This window comes from Clostridium sp. chh4-2, from assembly GCF_002899675.1.
Taxonomy (GTDB): Bacteria; Bacillota; Clostridia; order Lachnospirales; family Lachnospiraceae; genus CHH4-2.
In genome coordinates this window covers 24,364-45,255 of record NZ_PKUU01000013.1, presented here as the reverse complement: position 1 = coordinate 45,255, position 20,892 = coordinate 24,364, and the positions used below count along the sequence as shown (strand labels likewise).

Annotated in this window: 21 protein-coding genes; 3 read left to right on the top strand and 18 right to left on the bottom strand. The window is 48.4% G+C overall.

Going from position 1 to position 20,892, the window contains the following annotated elements; genetic code table 11:
* The 3 genes from C0033_RS14585 to C0033_RS14575 form a co-directional block, all read right to left on the bottom strand.
* A complete protein-coding gene (locus C0033_RS14585; protein WP_103228617.1) occupies positions 1 to 1,137 on the bottom strand; it encodes an amidohydrolase family protein in 1,137 nt (378 codons plus the stop codon).
* Positions 1,138 to 1,193: 56 nt separating this feature from the next.
* On the bottom strand, positions 1,194 to 2,222 hold the full coding sequence (locus C0033_RS14580) for a hydroxyacid dehydrogenase (RefSeq protein WP_103228724.1): 1,029 nt from the start codon (positions 2,220 to 2,222) through the stop codon (positions 1,194 to 1,196).
* A 71-nt stretch (positions 2,223 to 2,293) separates the two neighbouring features.
* Positions 2,294 to 2,995 carry an RraA family protein gene (locus tag C0033_RS14575; protein ID WP_103228616.1) on the bottom strand — a complete coding sequence of 234 codons (702 nt, stop codon included), beginning with the start codon at positions 2,993 to 2,995 and terminating at the stop codon, positions 2,294 to 2,296.
* Between the two features lie 147 nt (positions 2,996 to 3,142).
* Between C0033_RS14575 and C0033_RS14570 the strand changes: the two genes are divergently transcribed.
* Positions 3,143 to 4,105 (top strand): LysR family transcriptional regulator, encoded by a 963-nt coding sequence (locus C0033_RS14570; RefSeq protein WP_103228615.1) that lies wholly within the window; start codon positions 3,143 to 3,145, stop codon positions 4,103 to 4,105.
* Positions 4,106 to 4,268: 163 nt separating this feature from the next.
* Here C0033_RS14570 and C0033_RS14565 read toward each other — a convergent pair whose 3' ends face one another.
* The 11 genes from C0033_RS14565 to C0033_RS14515 are packed head-to-tail and all read right to left on the bottom strand — an operon-like array spanning position 4,269 to position 14,696.
* Entirely contained in the window at positions 4,269 to 5,030 is a 762-nt protein-coding gene (locus tag C0033_RS14565; protein ID WP_242984507.1) for a SpoIIIAH-like family protein, read from the bottom strand.
* Positions 5,031 to 5,044: 14 nt separating this feature from the next.
* A complete protein-coding gene (locus C0033_RS14560; RefSeq protein ID WP_347501125.1) occupies positions 5,045 to 5,599 on the bottom strand; it encodes a stage III sporulation protein AG in 555 nt (184 codons plus the stop codon).
* Complete coding sequence (locus C0033_RS14555; protein ID WP_103228613.1) at positions 5,571 to 6,164, bottom strand: stage III sporulation protein AF; 594 nt, start codon at positions 6,162 to 6,164, stop codon at positions 5,571 to 5,573. The genes C0033_RS14560 and C0033_RS14555 overlap by 29 nt, the downstream gene beginning before the upstream one ends.
* Entirely contained in the window at positions 6,140 to 7,312 is a 1,173-nt protein-coding gene (locus C0033_RS14550) for a stage III sporulation protein AE (protein WP_103228612.1), read from the bottom strand. The genes C0033_RS14555 and C0033_RS14550 overlap by 25 nt, the downstream gene beginning before the upstream one ends.
* Positions 7,309 to 7,695: a stage III sporulation protein AD gene (gene spoIIIAD / locus C0033_RS14545; RefSeq protein ID WP_103228611.1), complete on the bottom strand. Its 387-nt coding sequence runs from the start codon at positions 7,693 to 7,695 to the stop codon at positions 7,309 to 7,311. The genes C0033_RS14550 and spoIIIAD overlap by 4 nt, the downstream gene beginning before the upstream one ends.
* 26 nt (positions 7,696 to 7,721) lie before the next feature.
* Entirely contained in the window at positions 7,722 to 7,916 is a 195-nt protein-coding gene (gene spoIIIAC, locus C0033_RS14540) for a stage III sporulation protein AC (RefSeq protein WP_103228610.1), read from the bottom strand.
* Positions 7,917 to 7,928: 12 nt separating this feature from the next.
* A complete protein-coding gene (locus tag C0033_RS14535) occupies positions 7,929 to 8,450 on the bottom strand; it encodes a stage III sporulation protein AB (protein ID WP_103228609.1) in 522 nt (173 codons plus the stop codon).
* On the bottom strand, positions 8,441 to 9,412 hold the full coding sequence (spoIIIAA, locus tag C0033_RS14530; protein WP_103228608.1) for a stage III sporulation protein AA: 972 nt from the start codon (positions 9,410 to 9,412) through the stop codon (positions 8,441 to 8,443). The genes C0033_RS14535 and spoIIIAA overlap by 10 nt, the downstream gene beginning before the upstream one ends.
* 57 nt (positions 9,413 to 9,469) lie before the next feature.
* Complete coding sequence (locus C0033_RS14525; protein ID WP_103228722.1) at positions 9,470 to 11,392, bottom strand: sensor histidine kinase; 1,923 nt, start codon at positions 11,390 to 11,392, stop codon at positions 9,470 to 9,472.
* Between the two features lie 14 nt (positions 11,393 to 11,406).
* On the bottom strand, positions 11,407 to 13,929 hold the full coding sequence (locus C0033_RS14520) for a hypothetical protein (protein WP_103228607.1): 2,523 nt from the start codon (positions 13,927 to 13,929) through the stop codon (positions 11,407 to 11,409).
* Complete coding sequence (locus C0033_RS14515; RefSeq protein WP_103228606.1) at positions 13,926 to 14,696, bottom strand: LytTR family DNA-binding domain-containing protein; 771 nt, start codon at positions 14,694 to 14,696, stop codon at positions 13,926 to 13,928. The genes C0033_RS14520 and C0033_RS14515 overlap by 4 nt, the downstream gene beginning before the upstream one ends.
* A 224-nt stretch (positions 14,697 to 14,920) precedes the next feature.
* Between C0033_RS14515 and C0033_RS14510 the strand changes: the two genes are divergently transcribed.
* The gene (locus C0033_RS14510; RefSeq protein WP_103228605.1) at positions 14,921 to 15,349 is read left to right on the top strand and encodes a response regulator; all 429 of its coding nucleotides are present in this window, start codon (positions 14,921 to 14,923) and stop codon (positions 15,347 to 15,349) included.
* On the top strand, positions 15,346 to 17,019 hold the full coding sequence (locus C0033_RS14505; protein ID WP_103228604.1) for a diguanylate cyclase: 1,674 nt from the start codon (positions 15,346 to 15,348) through the stop codon (positions 17,017 to 17,019). Before C0033_RS14510 ends, C0033_RS14505 begins: the two co-directional genes overlap by 4 nt.
* A gap of 60 nt (positions 17,020 to 17,079) precedes the next feature.
* Here C0033_RS14505 and C0033_RS14500 read toward each other — a convergent pair whose 3' ends face one another.
* From C0033_RS14500 to C0033_RS14485, 4 genes are read right to left on the bottom strand one after another with little or no spacing between them, the layout of a single operon-like run.
* Positions 17,080 to 18,249: a M20 family metallopeptidase gene (locus tag C0033_RS14500; protein ID WP_103228603.1), complete on the bottom strand. Its 1,170-nt coding sequence runs from the start codon at positions 18,247 to 18,249 to the stop codon at positions 17,080 to 17,082.
* Between the two features lie 23 nt (positions 18,250 to 18,272).
* Positions 18,273 to 18,941 carry a DUF1028 domain-containing protein gene (locus C0033_RS14495; RefSeq protein ID WP_103228602.1) on the bottom strand — a complete coding sequence of 223 codons (669 nt, stop codon included), beginning with the start codon at positions 18,939 to 18,941 and terminating at the stop codon, positions 18,273 to 18,275.
* Between the two features lie 15 nt (positions 18,942 to 18,956).
* Positions 18,957 to 19,913, bottom strand: a complete 957-nt coding sequence (locus C0033_RS14490) for an oligopeptide/dipeptide ABC transporter ATP-binding protein (RefSeq protein WP_103228601.1) — start codon at positions 19,911 to 19,913, stop codon at positions 18,957 to 18,959.
* Positions 19,906 to 20,886, bottom strand: a complete 981-nt coding sequence (locus C0033_RS14485) for an ABC transporter ATP-binding protein (protein WP_103228600.1) — start codon at positions 20,884 to 20,886, stop codon at positions 19,906 to 19,908. Before C0033_RS14485 ends, C0033_RS14490 begins: the two co-directional genes overlap by 8 nt.
* Positions 20,887 to 20,892 lie beyond the last annotated feature (6 nt).

Sequence of the window (20,892 nt, the reverse complement as noted above, 5' to 3'; positions counted from 1 at the left end):
TCACTCATAAAGATAATTCGGTGCACAATATACAATCTGTCCGCCCTTGATCGTCATCTCAGGCTTCAAAAGCCGGTCTGCCGTAAACTCGCTCCCTTTCCAGTCACGGTAAATCTGCTTAAACTCCATCCAGTCAAAAATTGCGATATCCGCTCTTGCACCCTCGGACAGACAGCCAATCTCTCCTTCCATCTTCATCAGTTTTGCAGGCCGTTCCGTGGTCATTTTAACTACATGAGCCATAGGAATTCCCATGCAGATATAACGGGACATCAGATTGGGCAATGAAAAAACCGGACGGCGGTACATACTGCCGAGCACCAGATCCGTACTGCACATATCCGCTATAAAGCCCTGCTTTTTTGCATTCAGCATCACCTCAAAATCGCAATGTTTCCTGCCCTCGGCAGTATCGAAGATAATCCCACGCTCCCTTGCCTTACGGACACACTCATACACCTTTCCATTTTCATCAATAATCGTATTTTTTACTCCCTGATAAACATGCTCAAATATATCTCCGGGACGAAGCACATCCAATACTTCGCCGGCCGGAACCGGAATATTGGTACAATGAACCTCCACCGGACAGCCCACCATTCCTGCGATACGGACAGTTTCCTTTAACGGCTCTATTCCAAAGCCTTTGGCCAGTTCTTCACTTTGACGGATCTTCAGGCCCAAAATGTTGTCCTGGTTCTCATGATACATCCGGTCAATCTTTTCCGGATTAAAATATTTCGGATTGATGCACTCATGATAACTGGTGGTCACAAGTCCGGCCGAACAGACCTGAAGAAAACTCTTGATTGTCTCCTTGCTTCCGGCAATCACGGCAGACCGGAAAAGAGGATAGTTGGCCACGCCGGCTGAAAAATCAATAGCAGCCGTTACCCCTGTCGGAAGGTATGCGCAGTCCGGATAAATCCCAATTTCTGTCCCATCCTGAAACATATGGGCATGTGCATCAATCAGACCGGGAAAAACAAAGCGTCCTTTTGCGTCAATCACATGCTTTACCGGTTCGCCTTCTTCATACCGCGTAATCCTTCCATTATATACAGCTATATTACGTACCGAATCAATCTGATTTAAAGGATCAATTACATGGCCGTTCTTAATCAATAAATCCAGCATAACCTGTCCCCTTTCATTTATCCCAAGTCATATAAGCCTTATTTTCCGTAATTTACTTAAAAGTCAAACATCCCGGACGGTTCTTTTTTCGGCTTCTTTACATCATTGTAAGTAGGCGCTTCCGCATAGTCAACATCATTGATGGGCCATGTGGCTTTTTTCCCTTCAAATATCTCCTGCACGCCCATTGCCGCAAAATAGGATGCCCGGTGAGCAGCCTCTGTCGTGTTTCCTCCAATATGAGGATAAATAATAATATTATCAAGGGTCAGCAGCGGATTAGACGGATCAACCGGCTCCTTTCGGATGGCGTCCAGTCCTGCTCCTGCAATCGTGCCGTTTTTACATGCCTCATACAGATCCTGCTCTACAACGCATGCTCCTCTGGCCGTATTGATAAGAAACGCAGTGGGCTTCATCATGGCCAGGGTATCTTTGTTTACCATATCGCGTGTAATGGGTGTGTTCGGCACATTCATGGAAACATAATCGCTTTCCTTGAAAATACGGTTTAAGTCCCGGACCACCTCTACTCCGTCAGGAAATTCTTCCGCCCTTTTATACGGATCGTAGGCCAGCACATTCATTTCGAGCCCCATGGCGCGCACGGCTAAACGGCTTCCAATATTGCCGCATCCAATAATTCCCAGTGTCTTTCCATTTAATGTGGTCTTTTTTATCTTCAGCTTTGCCTTATAATAATCCTGCACCCAAGTATTATGCAGAACGGTTACATTCCTGCTGCATTCCAGAATCAGAAGAAGCGCTGTCTCCGCAACAGAAGTGCTGTTGGCCACCGGCGCATATAAGGCCTGAACGCCGTTATCGCGGCATGCTTTTACATCCAACGTATCAAACCCTGCGCCGTGACGCACTACCACTTTCAGATTGGGATTTACCTCAATGACCTCTCTTGTAATCTTTGTGATACGGACAATCATGGCATCCGGCTGATGTTCCTTCATGTCGGCCAGCACATCTTCCGTTTCAAATCCCCGTCCTTTTATCAGGGTATGTCCTGCGTCCACCAGCAGTTTAGTTCCTTCCTCCATAATTTCCTGGGGCAATAAAATCTTCCATCCCATCTCATTTTTCTCCTTTTCATTCCAATACTCAGGCCTGCCAAACATCTGCCGTTTTTCTTTATCTGCATTGCTTACGGGCGATACACATCATCAATAATCTCAAAACCTTTATCCGTCAAAGCCTTATCTACCCATGCCCGGTCTGCTGTCCCGTTCTTGGACGCCTGTAATTTCGCCGTATCCTTTGCCTGAAATTCCTTTGCATCCTTGAGAATGGCCGCCGCATCCTTTCTCGGGATGACAATAACACCATCCGGATCTGCCAGAATAATATCTCCAGGATATACGCTGACGCCGCCGCAGGCAATCGGTACGTTGACCTCTCCCGGCCCCTCTTTATACGGCCCCCCCGGCGTGGTTCCCGTACAGTAAACCGGGAAATCCCACTTGCCGATCTCATCAATATCCCGGATCGGTCCGTCCAGTATAATGCCGGCCGCCTTTTTCGTATAACGGAGAAATGCCATCATCACCTCTCCTATCAGCGCCCTTGTGTTGTCCTCTTCATTGGACACCACCAGCACATCTCCCTCGCTGCACATGCTTAATGCCGCGTGAAGTGCCAGGTTGTCGCCCGCACGGCATTTCACCGTGTAAGCCGGACCAGCCAACATCTGTTCTTTTGGACTGCTTACCAGACGGATACGCGGATTCATGGCGCAGCTTCTCCCCATTACATCTGCTGTATTAGATGCCGGGATTGTTTTAAATTGGTTCACGATCTCCTGATCCGGCATCTCTCTCTTTAAATAAATTCTCTTTCCTACTGACATTTTTCTGCCATCCTCTCTCTGCTTCTGTTATTTGCTAAAAACATTTGCGTTTCTTATGTCTTTATTGTAATATATGGCTATAAACAAATTAAACAGTTTATTTTTCTGATTTTAACAAAATTATTTTGTTACGAAAGGAGAGCATTCGTGGATTTTACCAGCCTTTACTATTTTTCTGAACTGACGAAGGATATGCATTTTACCAGAACGGCCGAACGACTTTTCATGTCCCAGCAGACGCTGAGCAATCACATCATGCGCTTGGAAGAACATTACGGAGTGCGTCTTCTGCATCGCAAACCCACGCTTACACTTACCTATGCCGGAGAACAAGTTCTTGCCTTTGCCAATCATATACTGCGCGAAGAAGCTAATTTAAAGGATATCCTGGCAGATGTTGAACAACAGAAACGGGGGATAATCCGTTTTGGTGCCAGTTCCATGCGTATGAATTCCTGCCTTCCCGGCATCCTTCCTGACTTTTCCTCACGATACCCCCTCGTTGAGATACATATCACAGATGCCAATTCAGCACAACTGGAACAAAAGATTTTAAAAGGTGAACTGGATCTTGCAATAACGATATCCCCGGAGGGTAATCCAAAATTAGCCGATATTCCGCTGATGACAGATCAAGTCTACCTCTGCGTCTCGGATACCCTGCTGCAGCAATACTATCCCGCCCGGTTCAAAGAGCTAAAACAAAAATCCCGTTTCCATGCAGACGTAAAAGATTTTTCAAATCTGCCTTTTTGTATGCTTGATAACCGCATGGGCAAATCCATTGAGAAATGCTTTCATGCCGCAGGCTTTACACCGAAGATATACACAACCAGCAGTTACATCCAGATTGGTACGGCTCTTGGTTTAAAAGGACTGGCAGCCTGTTTTGCCACACGAACCAGTCTGCTCAATATGCGGGGGACCGCGCCTGACGATATTAATATTTTTCCTCTGTACATGGAAAACGAACCGGTATTTCAGCAGATTTCCATGATCTATCACGTTGACCGGTATCAGTCGGCCTATATCCTTTACTTTTTAAAACTGGCGGAAGAATATTATCATAAAATGGGGGGAATTCCGATAAATGAACTGGTGAAAGGTTAAAAATGACGGAGAAACCATAATAGAAGGGTTATGGAAGTAAACTTTAATCATAAATATCAACATAAACGAAACAAAGGAGACCGCAAAAGAGGCTGCGCATCATACGATTCATGCGTCAGCCTCTTACACTCACAACTCCTCTGTTTCAATCCCTACACTCGTTTTATTCTTCCAGATTCAACAGCGTAATCACGATATTATCAGCCGTAACCTCTGTTTTTCTCTTTACAATATCCTCAATCTGGGCGCGCTGCTGGTCGGTGATGCTGACCGCATTGATCACCACGTCCACTTTTCCGGAAGTAACGCTGACTACAGGATCGGAAAAGCCTTTTGCCATCAGGAGGGTTTCTGCGGCATTTTCTTTTTCCGAAATCTCTGTGAGTTTCAGCATATCCTGAATTGCCTGCTGTTTGGCGGCTTCCTCGATGTTTGTATTGTTGATGATTCCAAGAAGGGTTTCTTTGTTCTTGGCGCGGATCTGTTCACGGCTCAGCTGAACATTGGCTATGTAGTCGGTTACGCTCATTCCGCTGGTAAGGACTGCTTCTCCCGGATTTTCCAGCCCGGTTTCCGTGCCTTCGGAGGCGTTTGCCAGGTTTTCGCTGCCGGTCTGTACGTCGGCGTTTGCATCTGACTGGGCTATGGTTTCGGCTTCTTCCAGGTCCACATCCCAGCTGGGAATCTCCTGCAGATTATCATCGGATTTTGGAAGCATTGCCTGGTTCTCCGCCAGAATATCTTCATCTGAAATTTCCATCATGCCGGCTTCATAAACAGGATCTGCTGATGCCACCTCTTTTTTTCCGGCATAATTTAAGTATCCGGCAGCCGCAATCATAACCGCCAGTGTCGTAATGATAATCTGGTTTCTGCGGAAAAGTTTCTTCATGTTCACATTTTTCGGACTTTTAATATGTTTCATTCCTTACACTCCTTTTAATCCACCCTCTTTAATACTTTTATTTTATGTGGCGGTACGTCAAATAATGCTTCCATCGCAGCAGAAATTTCTGATTTTACAGTTGGACTTCCTCCGCCCTGGGCGCTGATGATAATTCCTGCGATTTCCGGTTTCAATTCTTTCTCCAGCACCGGGGCGTTTGCGCTTCCTCCGCCTGTCAGCACTGTATTTTGAGACTCTTCATGTTCATCGGTCTTTCTGGTTCCTCCGCTGCTGTCCGCCTCCTCCACCAGGGAGGAAGTGATGCTTTTGTCCACTCTGTATACCTTTTCTTCCGACGATTTCAACACAATCATCACATCCACCTCTCCCACCCCGTCCACGTTGCGCAGCACCTTTTTCACCCGTTTTTCCAATTCTTCCTCGTATTTTCCGTTGGAGCTCTGCCCGGCGGCGGCCTCAGTCGTAACCTGGGGCACAACCGGCTTTTTCTTATTTCCGGCGGGAAAGGACAGGATCAGGATGATCATTCCGACAGCCAGCAAAAACAGCCACCGCTCCTTACCGCTCTTTAAGTTGAATTTCCACATAGGTTCCCTCCAATCCATAATATTCTTCAATCCGCCTGCGAAGTGCATTTAACGATGTATTTTCTCTTACCACTTCGTCCCGGTTTCCGATCTCAACCGGCTCCACAGGTTCCACCACAGTCTCCTGCGGTTCGGGTTCTGCGGCTACCATCATGCTGATCTGCGTTACCTGGCCGAAATTTTCCTTTTCCTGGCCGCTTTCAATGATCACATTGGTGGAAATGGGATAGAACCCTTCCATCTGGGCCATCTGCTCCAGATCCCCGGCCACCGCCTCCTGGTACTGTTCAATCACTTTGCCAAGGCGTATATTCTCCATTCCGATCAGATCGTTTTTCAGTTCATCCGCTTCATTATGAAAGGTGATGGATTCAAAATAACGGCTGATTTTATCCTCCAGGCGAAGGCCTCCCGTCAGCGGTTTCACCACCAGGAGGATCAGAACCATGCCGGCAAAAAGCCGTATGTATTTTTCGTAATTTTTATTGGGAAGCAGATTTACTGCCACTGTAATGAATATGAGATAACAGGTAATATTTTTTACCCAGCTGTAAAGCTCTTCCATGAACACACCACCGCAATCGTTATAATGAACAGAAGGGCTGAGGAAAGCACAATGTTTAAAAGCATTTTATGGCCCTGAGCCGTCTTGGAAATACAGGATACAATGCGTTTGTCACAGACCGGCTGCAGGATGGCCGCCACCCCCTGATACATGAGCATCATTACCACCAGCTTTAAAACGGGAATCAGCATCATGATTAACAGCACCACCACGCCTGCCGCCCCGATGCTGTTCTTTATAAGAACGCCGGAGCCCATGACAATCTGGGTGATGGCTCCCGCCCCCTGCCCTAAACCAGGGATGATTCCAATCAATTTCTGGACTGTAGCGCTTTTCATGGAATCCACATACGGAAGAATCATGCCCTGAATCATGTGGAATCCCAGAAACAGGCCTAAGAGGGTTTTAAGGCTCCAGTCGATCACATTTTTCAACAGATCCGTCAGTTTTGACAGGATGTCCTCTTTTGTCACATGCCCGGCCAGAACCAGCAGCATGTAGACCCGCACAAACGGGATCATCACATCCATCATCAGCCACTGGGCCATGGTAATCGCCCACAGGGTAAATTCATAAACAGCAACCGAAGACACGCTTCCCCCTGCAAATGCGGCCGCCAGGAAAAAGGAGGGCATCAGCACCTGCATAAACTGAAGCACCTGGTTCACCGCCTGTCCTGCAATCTGAATGCTGGCAAAAAAGCTGGTGGCTAAGCAGGTGAATAAAAGCAGATAGGTAACAAAGAAACCGGATTCCGATATCTGGCTGCTGGTGAATATGCCGGAGAAATTGGAAAATACGGCACCGATAATTCCGAGGGCGATTACCTGTCCCATCAAAACGGTGCTGTTTTCCAGTTCCTTGAAAAGATAATCCTTTACGGCTGTCCCCATTTTCTGCATGACGGTTTTTAAATTGCCGGAAAGCAGATCTTTTGCCAGTTCGGAAAAAGAGAGATTCCAGCCGGTCTGACCGCTTTGGGCATCGATGAATTTCTGTATCTCTTCAATATTAAAGTCCTCCAGACCCGCTCCGATTCCCGTCACCACGCTTTGAGCGTCCGTTTCGGTTCCATAGCTGGTGAATGACAGGACGGCCAGAAAAAAAATCAGGAAAAATGGAACCGAAAACATTTTTTGGCGGCTCATGCTAAAAATACCTGCAGGGTTTCCAAAAGCGCCAGGAGAATGGGCATGCTGACCGCCAAAATGGAAAGCTTTCCAAAGATTTCCACCTGGGTTCCGATGGCGCCGTACCCCGCGTCTTTACAGATTCCCGAGGAAAATTCCGCTATGTAGGTAATTCCGATCATTTTCATCAGAGCCGACAGATAAACGCTGTTGATCTTTATAAATTCCTGTATCCGCTCCATGGTTTCCAGTATGGTGGACAGTTTTTTCAGGCCGTAAAAAAAGATGAAAATACCGGCTGTAATCACTAAATAGGTGCCGTATTCTCCTTTTATCCCTTTGAGCTGGACCGCCAGCAGCACTGCCGCGATCCCCACAACAGCAATCGTTACAATTGACACAAGTTTCACCACCCTTTAAAAGCCGGTTACAGCGCAAACAGATTCTTAATTGTTTCAAATAATTCATAAATATAAGGCACCATCCAGAACAAGACCAGAATCAGCCCGGCCAGGCTCGTCAAAAATGCCTGTTCCTCTCTTCCGCTGTGTTTGAGCACCTGGCAGATGACTGAAACCAGAATTCCCACAGCCGCTATCTTGAATATTAAATTAACACCCATCCCGATCTCCTCTTAACACATCACTATAGTAAGAAAAAGTCCTCCCATAATACCTAAACTGGTATAGAGACGACTTTTTTCTCTTTGGTGTTCTCTCAGATACGCGATCGTAATATCTAACTGTTCCAAATATAACAGTATGGTGCGTTCCTGCATTTCGCTGTCCAGATATCCTAAGTGTTCTCCGAAGGAGATCAGGCTCTGCCTGTCCTCTTTTGAAAGCAGGATATGGGAATCCATGCCGTCGATCTCCTCTTTCCACATGGTGAAAAAGGGCTCTCCGCGCTGGTTCTGGATTCTCTGGGAAACGGCGTTAAAAAGGATTCCTAACTCTCCTCCTGTCTTATTGCCCACCCGTTCAAATGCTTCCTCTAACGGAGCGTTGGCATAGAGGATCTCTCCCTTTAACAGAAATATCATTTTACGGAGCTGCTCCAACAGTTCCAGCCGCTTTTTCCATTGGCCCGCCATTGAAATTCCCAGGCCGCTGGAAGCCGCGATTACGCAGGCCCCGCCGATTAATTTTACGAGCATACGTATTTACTTCCTTTCAGATAAAGCTGGGTGCCCCTGTTGTCATAAATCTGGTCAATGTTGCCGATCCGGCCCTTGCTGTTTAGTATGATATACCGTTCAAAGATCCGTTCCTGCACCAGTTTTCTGAGCACCGGTTTCTGCTTAATGTCCTCTATCGAACTTCCATGTACGGTGGCGATCAGCTTACATCCGCAGTTCATCACGTATTCCATGGCTTCTAAATCTTCCCTGCTGCCGATTTCATCCACCGCTATGACGCGGGGCGACATGGTTCTGATCAGCATCATCATCCCCTTTGCCTTGGGACAGCAGTCCAGAATGTCTGTCCTGATTCCAAGATCATTCTGCGGAACGCCCTGATAGCAGGCACCTATTTCGGAGCGCTCATCAATTACCCCCACCGTAATTCCTTCGTGTACTTCATTTCCATTGGAAATCTGGCGGATCAGGTCACGCAGAAGGGTGGTCTTGCCGCATCTGGGCGGGGAAATGATCAGGGTATGAAGGATTTCGCCCTGCTCATAGAGATAGGGAATCACCTCCGTGGCGCATCCCTTGATCTGATGGGACATTCTCACATTAATAAAGGATATGAACTTCATGGTGCGGATTCCGCAGTCGTCCACTATCGTCTTTCCTGCGATCCCAATCCGGTGTCCGCCCTGGATGGTGATGAATCCCTGTTTCATCTCCTCTTCAAATGCATAGAGGGAATAGTTGCTCATATATTCCATGGTTTCCCGCAGTTCATTTTTGGTCACAATATAAGCTTCATTAATATAAGTGCTAAGCCGCCCCTCCTGGCTGATATAGTATTCCCGGTTGTTGTAAACCATTAAAAGAGGGGCATGTACCCTCAAACGGATTTCCTGAACCTGCTCAAAATCTACCGGTACTTTCATGAGAATTTCTCTGATGTTTTTAGAAAAGATCTTAATCAGCTCGTCTTTCTTTTCCATTTTTCCCCCTCCTCTTACCTCAATATATGAGAAGGACAGGAATTTATACCTAAGTTATTATAAATGTAAAAGAATTGACGCCCGGAATACACCGTCATCCGTTTCAAAGGAAACGCGGCCTTCGTATTTTTTCGCAATGGCCTGGACTGAGGCGGTTCCTATGCCCGCCTGCGGCCTTTTGCTGGAAAGGAAACCGCCTGGTGTGGATTTTAGAACACCGTTAAAGCTATTTTCAATCGTGACCGCCAACACTCCTACGGACACTCCTGCGCTCACTTTTATATATGTTTCTCCGCTCTCCTGCCGTTTACAGGCTTCCAGCGCGTTTTCCAAACAATTTCCAAAAATAACGCAAAGATCCACGTCGCTGACCGTCATGTCCTCTCCGATTTGTACCGACGATATAAAATCCACCCCGGCCAATTTTGCTTCCGCTTCGTAATGGCGGATGACAGCGTCTGCCGCGGCATTTTCACAGAACGTTCCCGCAAATTTGACAGGCAGTCCGCTTTCCAGATCGGAAAAATAGCGTTTTAGGGCCTCTATATCGTCTGCATCCGCAAATTCATGCAGCACGGAGATGTGATGCCTCAGGTCATGGCGGAAGGTCCGCTCTCCTGCTATGGCATCCATCATGGTTTTATGCTGTTCTTTCTGCATAGCCAGATTCTGACGGGTCAGACGGACCGTTTCTTCCAGCACCAGATTTGCGGCAAAGCTGCGGTAGATTTCCTGCAGGATCACGGCTCCAATCAGAAGGACCAGGCACAGGCTGGACAGTTCCAGAAACCAACCGGAATAAACCGGTTCGTAAAGCGGCAGCAGCCGGTCCATGACCAGCGTGCAGTCAAAAATCGCCATGCCGCACAGCAGGATTTTGGCATAAAAAGCGGTATGGCTGCCTTTTTTTAGTATTCTCGCTGTATTTACAGTCAGTAAAAATGCGCTCAGCCATTTATAAAGGGTGATCAGTTTGGAATAGGAAAGCATCATTTCCAGACTTGCCCGTGGCAGCAGCAGATGATAGACGAGACAGACCAGGCACACAAGCCCTCCAAAGGCGGTCCCGAAGGTGCTAATGGAATCTTTAAGGGAAAAAATCGATCTCTGCAGAATAAATACCATGAGGATCATCCCGCAAAAGGACAGATTTTCCACCAGATAGAGGCCTCCAAAAGAAGGGAAAAATGTTTTCACCACCGGGTAGGAGGTGAATCCAAGAAAAAGCAGACAGAACAACGCGTACAAGACTGGCAGAGGATTTTTTCTGTTGGCTGTTCCTATCAGAACAGATACTATGCAGATCAGCAAGGTCATAGTCAGCAGTGCGGTTCTCAGATTCAGCCTGCGTTCTGCCATATCCAGAACAGCTCCGGGGATGCCGAAGGCCGGAGGATAGGTGAGCCCGCCATAGGTATTGGAATAGTTTGAGACTGCGAGCAGAATCTCTGCCTGGCCGGACGCCTCAAACGGAACAATGGTTTCGGCTGTTCCGGCTATGTAGTTTTCCGGGGAAGTCTGGCCCAGCTGAAGCCGCTCTGTACCGTTTACGTACAGGCGGCAGGAAGATAATATCTCGGGCAGATAGAGGGAATACGCGCGCATCTCCTCCGGCAGTTTTATGGTGAGCCGGTAGCTTGCGCTGCCGTATGGCTGCCCGTTTACAATCTCAAAACCTCCAAACTGTCCTGCAAACACATAACGGTCCGGTTTTTGAATATTGGATTGAAAATCCGCAGGAGCAAGCAGCTGGCCGCCGTAAAATTCCCAGCCGTCAACCAGCCATACAAGCCCTTGTTTTTCCAAAGTTCCACCGTCCAATTCCAGCTGTCCGTAAGACCCGCCCGGGCCGGACGCGGTGTATTTATTGTCATATTGGTACAGAAAAATACAAACTGCGGACGTAATAACGCAAAGCAGCAGAAGGAGCAGCGAAAAACCGGGGCTTTGCCTGCATTGTCTTTCTGTTTTCCTTTTCATTTTCTGTTTTCTTATCATCGGTCACCTGATTTCCTGCGGAATGCGGCAAGGGCGGTTATCACGCCTGCGGCGCAAAGTACAAAGACAGATAACGCCAATCCCTGATTATTAGATGGCTGTGGCTCTGAAGGCAAAACTGTAGTTTCCTGCAATTTCTCCGCATCCGGTTCTGAGCCGGGGTTGTCAGATGCTGGGCTGTGAGAGCCTTTATCTGATGACCCGGGCGCTAAATCTGAGTTTATTGCTCCGGCGGAAGGCGCTTTTTGAAGCTGCTGCTGAAGATCGGGCTGATATGGAGATGGCTGGCCTGTTTTATCCTGATTCATAGACGGATTTTCTGTTACTGCATCAAAATCCGGTTTTAAATTGGGGCGAACCGGTTGAAAAAGTTTTTCTGTTGGCGGGAAGTCATAGGCAGATGAGCTGTATTCCGATGGAACGCCATTTGACGAGCCTTTATCGGATAAACCGTTGTAGGACGTGCCTTTATCTGATAAGCCGTTATGGGACGAATCGCCGCTGGACGGTTCTTTCTCTGGTGAACCTCCTCCGGGCGACCATTCCTCTGATGAACTGCCATCGGACGAACCCTCTTCTGGTGAGCCTCCGCCTGATGGTCCTTCTCCTGATGAGCCCCCGCCAGACGGCCCTTCCTCCGATGAACCTCCGCCTGACGGCCCTTCTTCCGATGAACCTCCGCCGGACGAGCCTTCACCTGACGAACCTCCGCCGGACGGCCCTTCACCTGATGAACCTCCGCCGGACGGCCCTTCACCTGATGAACCTCCGCCGGACGGCCCTTCAGTATGATCTTCACCCGGATTATCCCCCGGCTTCCCGCCGTCATGCTGGCCGCCGTCTCCGCCTTCCTGCTCCTCCCGGTCGCCTCCATCCCGGTCACCGCCCGTTCCGACGCTGACCCTTCCATCTTCCCCCGGTGTGAAAGATACCACATTTCCCCATCCGGCTCTATTCTCCAATGCGAGCAGCATTGGTCCTTTAATCTGATTGGCATCTATATCGAAAAGATTACCCCTGTAGGTATACTTATTCCACTCAACAGCTTCCCAATCAGTAATGTCCGACCATGTAGCTCCATCATCCTCAGAGCACCAAAGGACCAATCCAGGTACCACAACAGCATCCTCCCAGGAAAAAAAACTTAGTGTGTTTTCATTCTGATTCACATCCCGCAGAATAGGCAGCGCCGGATCACGAACCCAGACACGGAATGTCAAATCTGTTTCGTTCTCCAAACCAAGTCCCTGCAGATATTCAGGCAGTGAAACGGGAATGTCCACCTTACCCAAAACTTTTGTGTCGATGTTATCAGCATAGTTCTCGTCATGATCCAGATATAAATCCAAATACCCTCCGCCGGTCAGCCGGTAGCGCTGTGTTTCATCCAGACAGACTAAGTAGTCTATATCATCCGGCCCATCATTTTGTTTAATTTGTGGTTCGATCCCAAGCCGCTGATCGAGGGACTGCCGGATCACCACTCCCTCCCTGGGTTCAGGCGACAGAGCACAGGTGTCTAATATGATTTGGCTTCCCGCAATAACGGATGCGCCTTCCCCCTGAGCGGTTAATTTGCAGCCGAACAGATTTGCCCCATTCAGGGCGGATACGGCATGGGCGTTCTCCCCTTCCACATCGATATCCAGAAAATATGTTTTCAACGCGTTATCCGTCTTTATAAGAACACCCACCGCCCCATCACCATAAGAATGGATGCTCCCTCTCTTATCATATCCGGCAGTTGAAGTCCGCGTTTTACTGTCCGCATCAATCTGAACAGCCACGCCGCCCAAACCGTTTCTCCCTACAGCAGTCACATCCAGTCCACTGACGCATAAGTTCCAGTCAGGAGCGGGCATCCATCCATAGTATATATCCATGCTTTTAATTTCCAGCACCGGCACGTCCACCCCTTCACCGATTAATTCAAGCCCCAGCACATCGATAAATCCTCCGTCATAGATCAGTCCAAACCTGCCGGTATTGATCCGGACAGTTCCCGACTGATTTTCATATGCAAAAATAGATTCTTCAATCGTAATTGTGGCGCCCAATTCCACCTCACCGCCGCTGCCGTCAAGGCGGTGAAGCCAATCGGACAGTTCTTCGGCGGTAGAAACAGTCTCTGCCTCCTGCTGAAACGCTCTCTGCTGCGCCGCATTTAAGACAGCAGATTCCGGCACCGGTTCTTCTGCATTGGAAGCTGTGGCTGTTTCTAACTCCATATCCAGTTCTTCCTCATCCGAATCTTCCATCAGTTCCGGCAGTATCTCCACCTCTGTACCGTTGGAACCGGTGGCTGTATTCTCTTTTGAATTTATGGCTTTAACGTCCAAAACAAGAGTATCCTCTGCCTCTGCTTTACGGGCGGAAAATTCCATTAAATGTGAAAAAGAAAAGGCTTTCTGTCTCAGAGAGAATGTCTTCCCGCTTTCCGGCCCGGCGGCGGAAGCGGACATTCTGAACATCAGAAGCCCTGTAATAAATAGTGTAATTAAAAATGCATGCCTTTTCATGATTTTCCTCCCGGCGCAGGCTGCACTGCATGAGCATCCTGCATTCGTCTTAACGCGAATTCTTCATATGACCGAACGGTCTGCCTGCGGGTATATTTTGAAATCGGAATAGGGATTCCTGTATCCATCAGGAAAAAATCGTTTCGCAGCGCCATGATCCAATTCATATTGACCAGGTAGCTTCTGTGGCAGCGCAGAAAATCAGCCTGCTGGTCTGCACGTTTAATCTCCTCTTCCAGGCTCTTTAAGGGGATTCTGGCAGGAATATTCTCATTTTCCAGATGGATGACGCTAGTGTTGTCAAACACTTCTACAAATACAATTTCCGCAATCCGGATTTTCCGTAAAGATCCCTCCGCAGGCAGCAAAATGAATTTCGACTGCTTTTCATGAATCTTTTGGCAGCGTTTCAATGCCTCAGCCAGTTTGTCGTAAACAAGCGGTTTTGTCAGATAATGGGCGGCATTTACCTCAAATGCTTCCACCGCATGATCCATACTCCGGGTAAAAAAGACGACCGGGCATTCTTTATCCTTTTTCCGCAGTTCGCGCACCATCTGCATTCCATCTTCATTTTCCAAATAAATATCCATGAAAACCAAGTCGTAACTTCCCGGAATACAGTGTTTCGAAAATGCATCCCCGCTTTCATAGACGTCAATCACATAAGGCGGCAGGCCATTTTCACAACAGTAACGGGTAATTTGTCCACACAAAAGTTCGGCATCCGTTTGGCAATCCTCACACACTGCAATTCTGATGTTCATCTCAGTCCGCCCCTCTTTCCCAATTTATCGTTTTGCTTCTATTTTAAACTTTGGCTGTAAAGGTTGTCAACTTGCATTGGCCTCACAGATAATCTTCATGGTGTCTATTTACCACATAAAGCGCACCACTCACCACAAGATAAATCATAAGACCGTTTTTTATGATATAAAAAAAGAGATCTTAACAAATAACAAAATGGCTTTTGCCAAAACAGGGAGTTCGGATGATGAAAATGATAGCGGTGGATAATCGGCCGGACCGGCTGACAGAACTGGCAGACTGTCTGAGACGGGCATTTCCCGAAGCAGAGATCGAAGCTTTCATTGATCCCGGATTAGCGGTTCAGTACAGCTTTAAAAACCAGGTGGACATTGCATTTACCGAGCATTCCATGCGCCGCCTGGATGGAATTCAAGTGGCGGAAGGAATTCATTTTTTCCGGCCGGAAACCATGATATATCTTTTAACCGACGCGGGGGTGCCGGTCCGAAAGGTAACGCACAAGGAGGTAGCCGGCAGTTTTACACGCCCACTGGATGCCGCGGATATCCGCAAAAAAGTTCTGTATGACCACGAATTATGGGAACGCAAACTACGGGCAAAGCATACCTTTTTCCCGTCTAATACCAGATCAAGGAGAAGTGAGCTATGAAATCAATACAGACAAAGTTTATTACATTAATTTTAGGCTGTGTGCTGATCTGTTCCACGGTTATCGGCGGAGCAGGAATAATCAATGCGGAACGGGTTGTGGATGAGGACGCTGCACAGCTGATGAATTACCGATGCAGTGAATTGGCCAGTGAAATGGACGCCCTGCTCTCCAGGATTGAACTTTCGGTCAAAACCCTGACCGTATTTACCAATGATCATCTGGAAAGCGTGGACCAACTGAAAAACGACGAAGCATACATGAAGGCATTTACAGACCAGCTGGAATCTGTGGCGGTAAATGCGGCAAACAATACGGAAGGAGCTGTGGCCGTATACGTCCGCTTCAATCCTGATTTTGCGCCTCCCACTTCGGGTCTTTTCTGGAGCAAGACCAATTTAAACGGCAGTTTCCAGCGTCTCGTACCCACAGACTTTTCAAAATACAGCCCAACGGATGCGGAACACGTAGGGTGGTATTATATTCCGGTTAAAAACGGAAAGGCAACCTGGCTGGCCCCTTATTCCAATGAAAACATCAATGTACAGATGATTTCCTATGTCATCCCCATCTATAAAGAGAATGAAACAGTAGGCGTCGTGGGGATGGATATAGATTTTGACATTATAAAAAATATGATAAACGACGTACATATTTATGACACCGGCTATGCATTTTTAGCCGATGACAAGGCAAATGTCATGTGCCACAAAACCTATCCCTTTGGAATCCCCATGAGCAGTGTGGACCAAAGCCTCACTCCTTTGATCACCGAATTGGAAAATGGCACCAGCGGAAGCAGCCTGTTCTCCTATGTCAACAATGATGTGAAGAAAAAGATGGCATTTCGCACCCTCCGCAACGGAATGCGGCTTGTATTAACCGCTCCCCTCGCAGAGATTGACAAAAGCAAGAACCAGCTGCTTCTTCAAATTATCATTGCTCTGCTGATCATCGCACCTTTATCCGTTCTTGTTACCGTGCTGATCACCAGAAGGATCATAAAACCGCTGAAAGAACTGAATACAGCCGCAAAGAAAATCGCGGAAGGGGATTTAAGCATTTCCCTGACCCAGCAGACAAAGGATGAAGTCGGCATGCTGGCCGACAGCTTCCAGCAGACGGTCTGCCATCTGCAAAAATATATCAATTACATCAACAGCCTGGCCTACCGCGACGCCCTGACCGGAGTGAAAAACAAAGCCGCCTATCAGGACGCGGAACGGCGCATTGAAGAACAGATGAGGCAGGGACATCCTGAATTTGCCGTGGTCGTCCTGGATATTAATGACTTAAAACGAGTCAACGATCACTTTGGGCACGATTTCGGCGATATGCTGATCGTTGACGCCTGCAGGCTGATCTGCAAAAGCTTCCCCCACAGCCCGGTTTACCGTGTGGGCGGAGATGAATTTGCAGTGATTCTGGAAGGAGCCGAATATACAAATTATGTTCAGCTTCTGGAAAACCTCAAGACTGCAATCATCGAATATAACGAAAACAGCCCGAAAGACAACCAGCTTTCCATTGCAAGGGGAATCGCCATCTACAATTGCCAGACGGATCTGGTATTTTCCAATGTTTTTAAACGGGCGGACGATGCGATGTACCAGAATAAAGCGGATATGAAACAGAGGCGCACCGCGGCGGAAGACGCCAAAAAGGAATGAATTAAAATACCGCATTGCAGGCCAAAATCCTGCAATGCGGTATTTTCTTATCAGAACTTATTAATTTTTATTTCCAAAAAACTTTTCGGCAAATGCCGCATACATAGCCATGCAGACCGGAAGACAGTCCTCGTCAATATCAAATTTCCCATGATGAAGAGGAGCCGTAATCCCCAATCCTTCATTTCCGGAGCCGATATTCATGTAGGTAACAGGAGCTATCTCCAAAAACTCTCCGAAATCTTCTGCTCCCAGGCTTTCTTCCTGAACCAGCACCGCTTCCTCCGGCAGAAATTCCCGTGCAGCCTCCCGGGCCAGCGCAGTCAGCTTTTCATCGTTGTACACTGCTTTGGCCGTACACTGAAACTGGGTTTTGGCCGTACATTGATACGCTGCCGCCGTACATTCAGCCATGCGGGTGATGATCTCTCTGTTTTTTTCCCTCCGCTCTTCCTGCAGAGTGCGGACGCTTCCTTCCAGATAAGCATTTTCCGGAAGAATATTATAAGCGCTCCCCGCATCGAAACGACCTATGGTGATCACCGTCGGGTCTAAAGGGCTGCTCTCACGGGATACCAGGGTCTGAAGGGCCAAGGACAGAGCGGCTCCGGCCAGCAGAGCATCCGCCCCTTTCTGTGGTGTGGAACCATGGCAGCCTTTTCCTTTGACGCGGATCACAAACCGGTCGTTGGCAGCGGACATAAAGCCTTCTCTGATGGTAACAACACCCGTGGGATGGGAACTGGAAACATGAAGGCCGAAAAATGCCTCAACATCGTCCACAGCCCCGCTCTTCACCACCGAAGCAGCTCCTTCCCCGCATTCTTCTCCCGGCTGGAATACGCATTTTACGGTTCCCTGAAGCCGGTCTCTCTTCTCGAACAGATATTTTGCCGCTGCCAGCAGGGATGCGCAGTGGCCGTCGTGGCCGCAGGCGTGCATCACTCCGGGATTGCAGGAGGCATAGCTGTTTTGGTTCAGCTCATCCATCTCCAGAGCGTCGATATCAGCCCTGAGCCCCAGAACCGGCCTCTCCCGGCTGCCCGCGATAACTGCCACAGTTCCCGTCTCTCCTGCCGCGATCCATGGAATATTCCATTCTTCCAGCCTGGATCTTATATAAGCGGCTGTTTCAAACTCCTTCATGCCGGCTTCCGGATGCCGGTGGATGTGCCGCCGCAGCTCCACAAGCAGGCTCTTTTGACCTTTTGCGTCTTCATAAATGCCCATATTCGTTCCTTTCCGCCACTTGACTAATCTTTGATTCCCTTTTTAACCCGTTCCACCCAGTCGTCATAGGTATCAAAAATATGCTGTTTATGCTTTTCATACAATTTATTCAGTTCCTGCACCGCCTGAGGGTGGTCGTCAATGCGGAAATCGATATACGGGAATCCTACGATCTTATCCACCCGGATTACAGCCGCCATTTTCCCTCTGGCGTCTCCGCCCACCCGGTCGGCGGCCATCATGGCTTTCATGATCCGGTCCGGAAGCGGTTCCTCTTCGCTGTCCAAAAATGCCTGTTCGGCGGCGTAAAGGACATCCTTCGAGGTCAGCAGATTTCCTGCTATCACATATCCGTCCCCGCGCAAATGCATTTTCACCGGATCATTGCCCTCCCCGGTATAAGCGGCGGAATTTCCTCTGCAATCCACTACGGAAATCTGCCTCAGTTCCTTTCCGTTATCTTCCAGCAAAGCTTTATGCAGTGCTTCTTCCGCGCTGGCTCCCTGCATAATGCTGCGCATTACAATTTCATTCAGAAACGGGTTTACCCATCCCTGGGATGCGATCACACCGTAATTCTGGCGGATATAGGGTGAAAATGCTCCAAGCCCCGGATAATAAGACGCAGCCGCCCCGCCGATGCATCCCGTTCTTCTGCATCTGGCTATAATGGAATATGTATTGAATTTCATTCATTTCCTCCGAAATCATTTATTAATATAATCACACGCCACAAAATGACCCGGTTCCTTTTCTTTCAAAACAGGGATATCTGCGGCGCATTCCTCCGATGCATAAGGACACCGGGTACGGAATACACATCCGCTTGGCGGGTTAATGGGGCTTGGAATCTCCCCTTCAATCCCCTTTGCCTCTTTCCGGATTTCCGGATCCGGCATGGGGATAGAAGAGATCAAAGCCTGTGTATACGGATGCCATGGTTTCTCATACAGCGCGTCCGCATCCGCAATCTCCACCACATGACCCAGATACATCACGATAATTCTCCGGCTGATATACTGGACGGTGGCTAAATTGTGGGCGATAAATATCATGGACAAGCCGAATTCTTTTTGAAGGTCCATCAAAAGATTCAAAATCTGGGCCTGGATGGAAACATCCAAAGCAGCCACAGGCTCGTCCGCAATAATCAGTTTTGGATTTAAAATCAACGCCCTGGCGATGCCGATTCTCTGGCGCTGTCCCCCTGAAAACTCATGGGGATACCGTTTCAGGGCATCTAAGGGAAGCCCCGTGACCGAAAGCATCCGCTCAATCAAAGCCTGCCATTGGTCCGCCGGCACCTTGTGGGCCGCCAATGGCTCTTCTAAAATCTTCTTTATCGTTTTTCGCGGATCAAAGGAGGCATAGGGGTCCTGGAAAATCATCTGGAACTCCCTGCGCCTATCCCTCAATTCCTTCTGGCTCAGAGCCGTCAAGTCCTCATCTTCAAAGATCACCTGGCCTTTGGTAGGCTCCAAAAGCCGCAGCACCAGCCTGCCAAGAGTGGATTTGCCGCAGCCAGATTCACCTACGATACCGAGCGTCTCTCCTTTATTAAGAGTAAAAGAAACGTCCTGCACCGCTTTTAAAGACGCCTTTTTGCCCTTTACCGGAAATTCTTTGGATAAATGCTCTACCCGGAGCAGTGTTTCTCTATTCATGGCATTCCCTCCATTTCCAGCAGGCAGTCCTATGCCCTTCTCCGGTTTCAGCCAATGCCTGAGGCTTTTCACAGCCTTCGCAGGCGTATTTGCAGCGATCCTTAAATTTACATCCCAAAGGAGGGGAAATCAGTTTGGGAGGCTGGCCGGGAATCGGTTCAAGCCGTTTTCTGCTCCCCAGAACAGGAAGACATTCCATCAGCCCTTTTGTATAGGGATGGCATGGATTGGCATAGAGTTCCTTAACTGCCGCTGTCTCCACAATCTCCCCTGCATACATTACCGCAACCCGGTCGCAGAGTTCTGCCACTACGCCCAGATCGTGAGTGATCAGCAGTATGGCAACATTTTTCTCCCTGCGGAGTTTGGCCAGCAGTTTGAGTATCTGGGCCTGGATCGTCACATCCAACGCCGTGGTCGGCTCATCGGCAATGATCATTTGGGGGCTGCACATCATGGACGCCGCGATAATGCTTCTCTGGCGCATTCCGCCTGAAAACTGGTAGGGATAATCCTTTGCCCGGTCTTCTGCCGAGGGGATTCCCACCATTTTAAGCATTTCCACCGCTTTTTCCACGGCGTTTTTCTTCTTCACAGGCTCATGGATTTCCAAAACTTCCCCAACCTGTGCGCCGATCTGCATCAGGGGGTCTAAAGACGTCATGGGGTCCTGAAAAATCATGGATATCTGGTTTCCCCTGATCTTCTGCATCTGACGTTCCGTCTTTTTCAGCAGATCGTCCCCATGAAAGCTGACGCTTCCGCTGACCTTTTCATGTTTTTTCCTTCCCACAAGCCCCATAATCGTATTGGCAGTAACCGACTTACCGCAGCCGGATTCGCCTACAAGAGCGAGAATTTCCCCTTTATTCAGTGTAAAGTTAACATTTTCCACCGCATGAACCACACCTTCTCTGGTGTGGAATTTTACGCTAAGTTCTGATACATCCAGCAGAATCTCTTGTTCCTTCATGTGTCT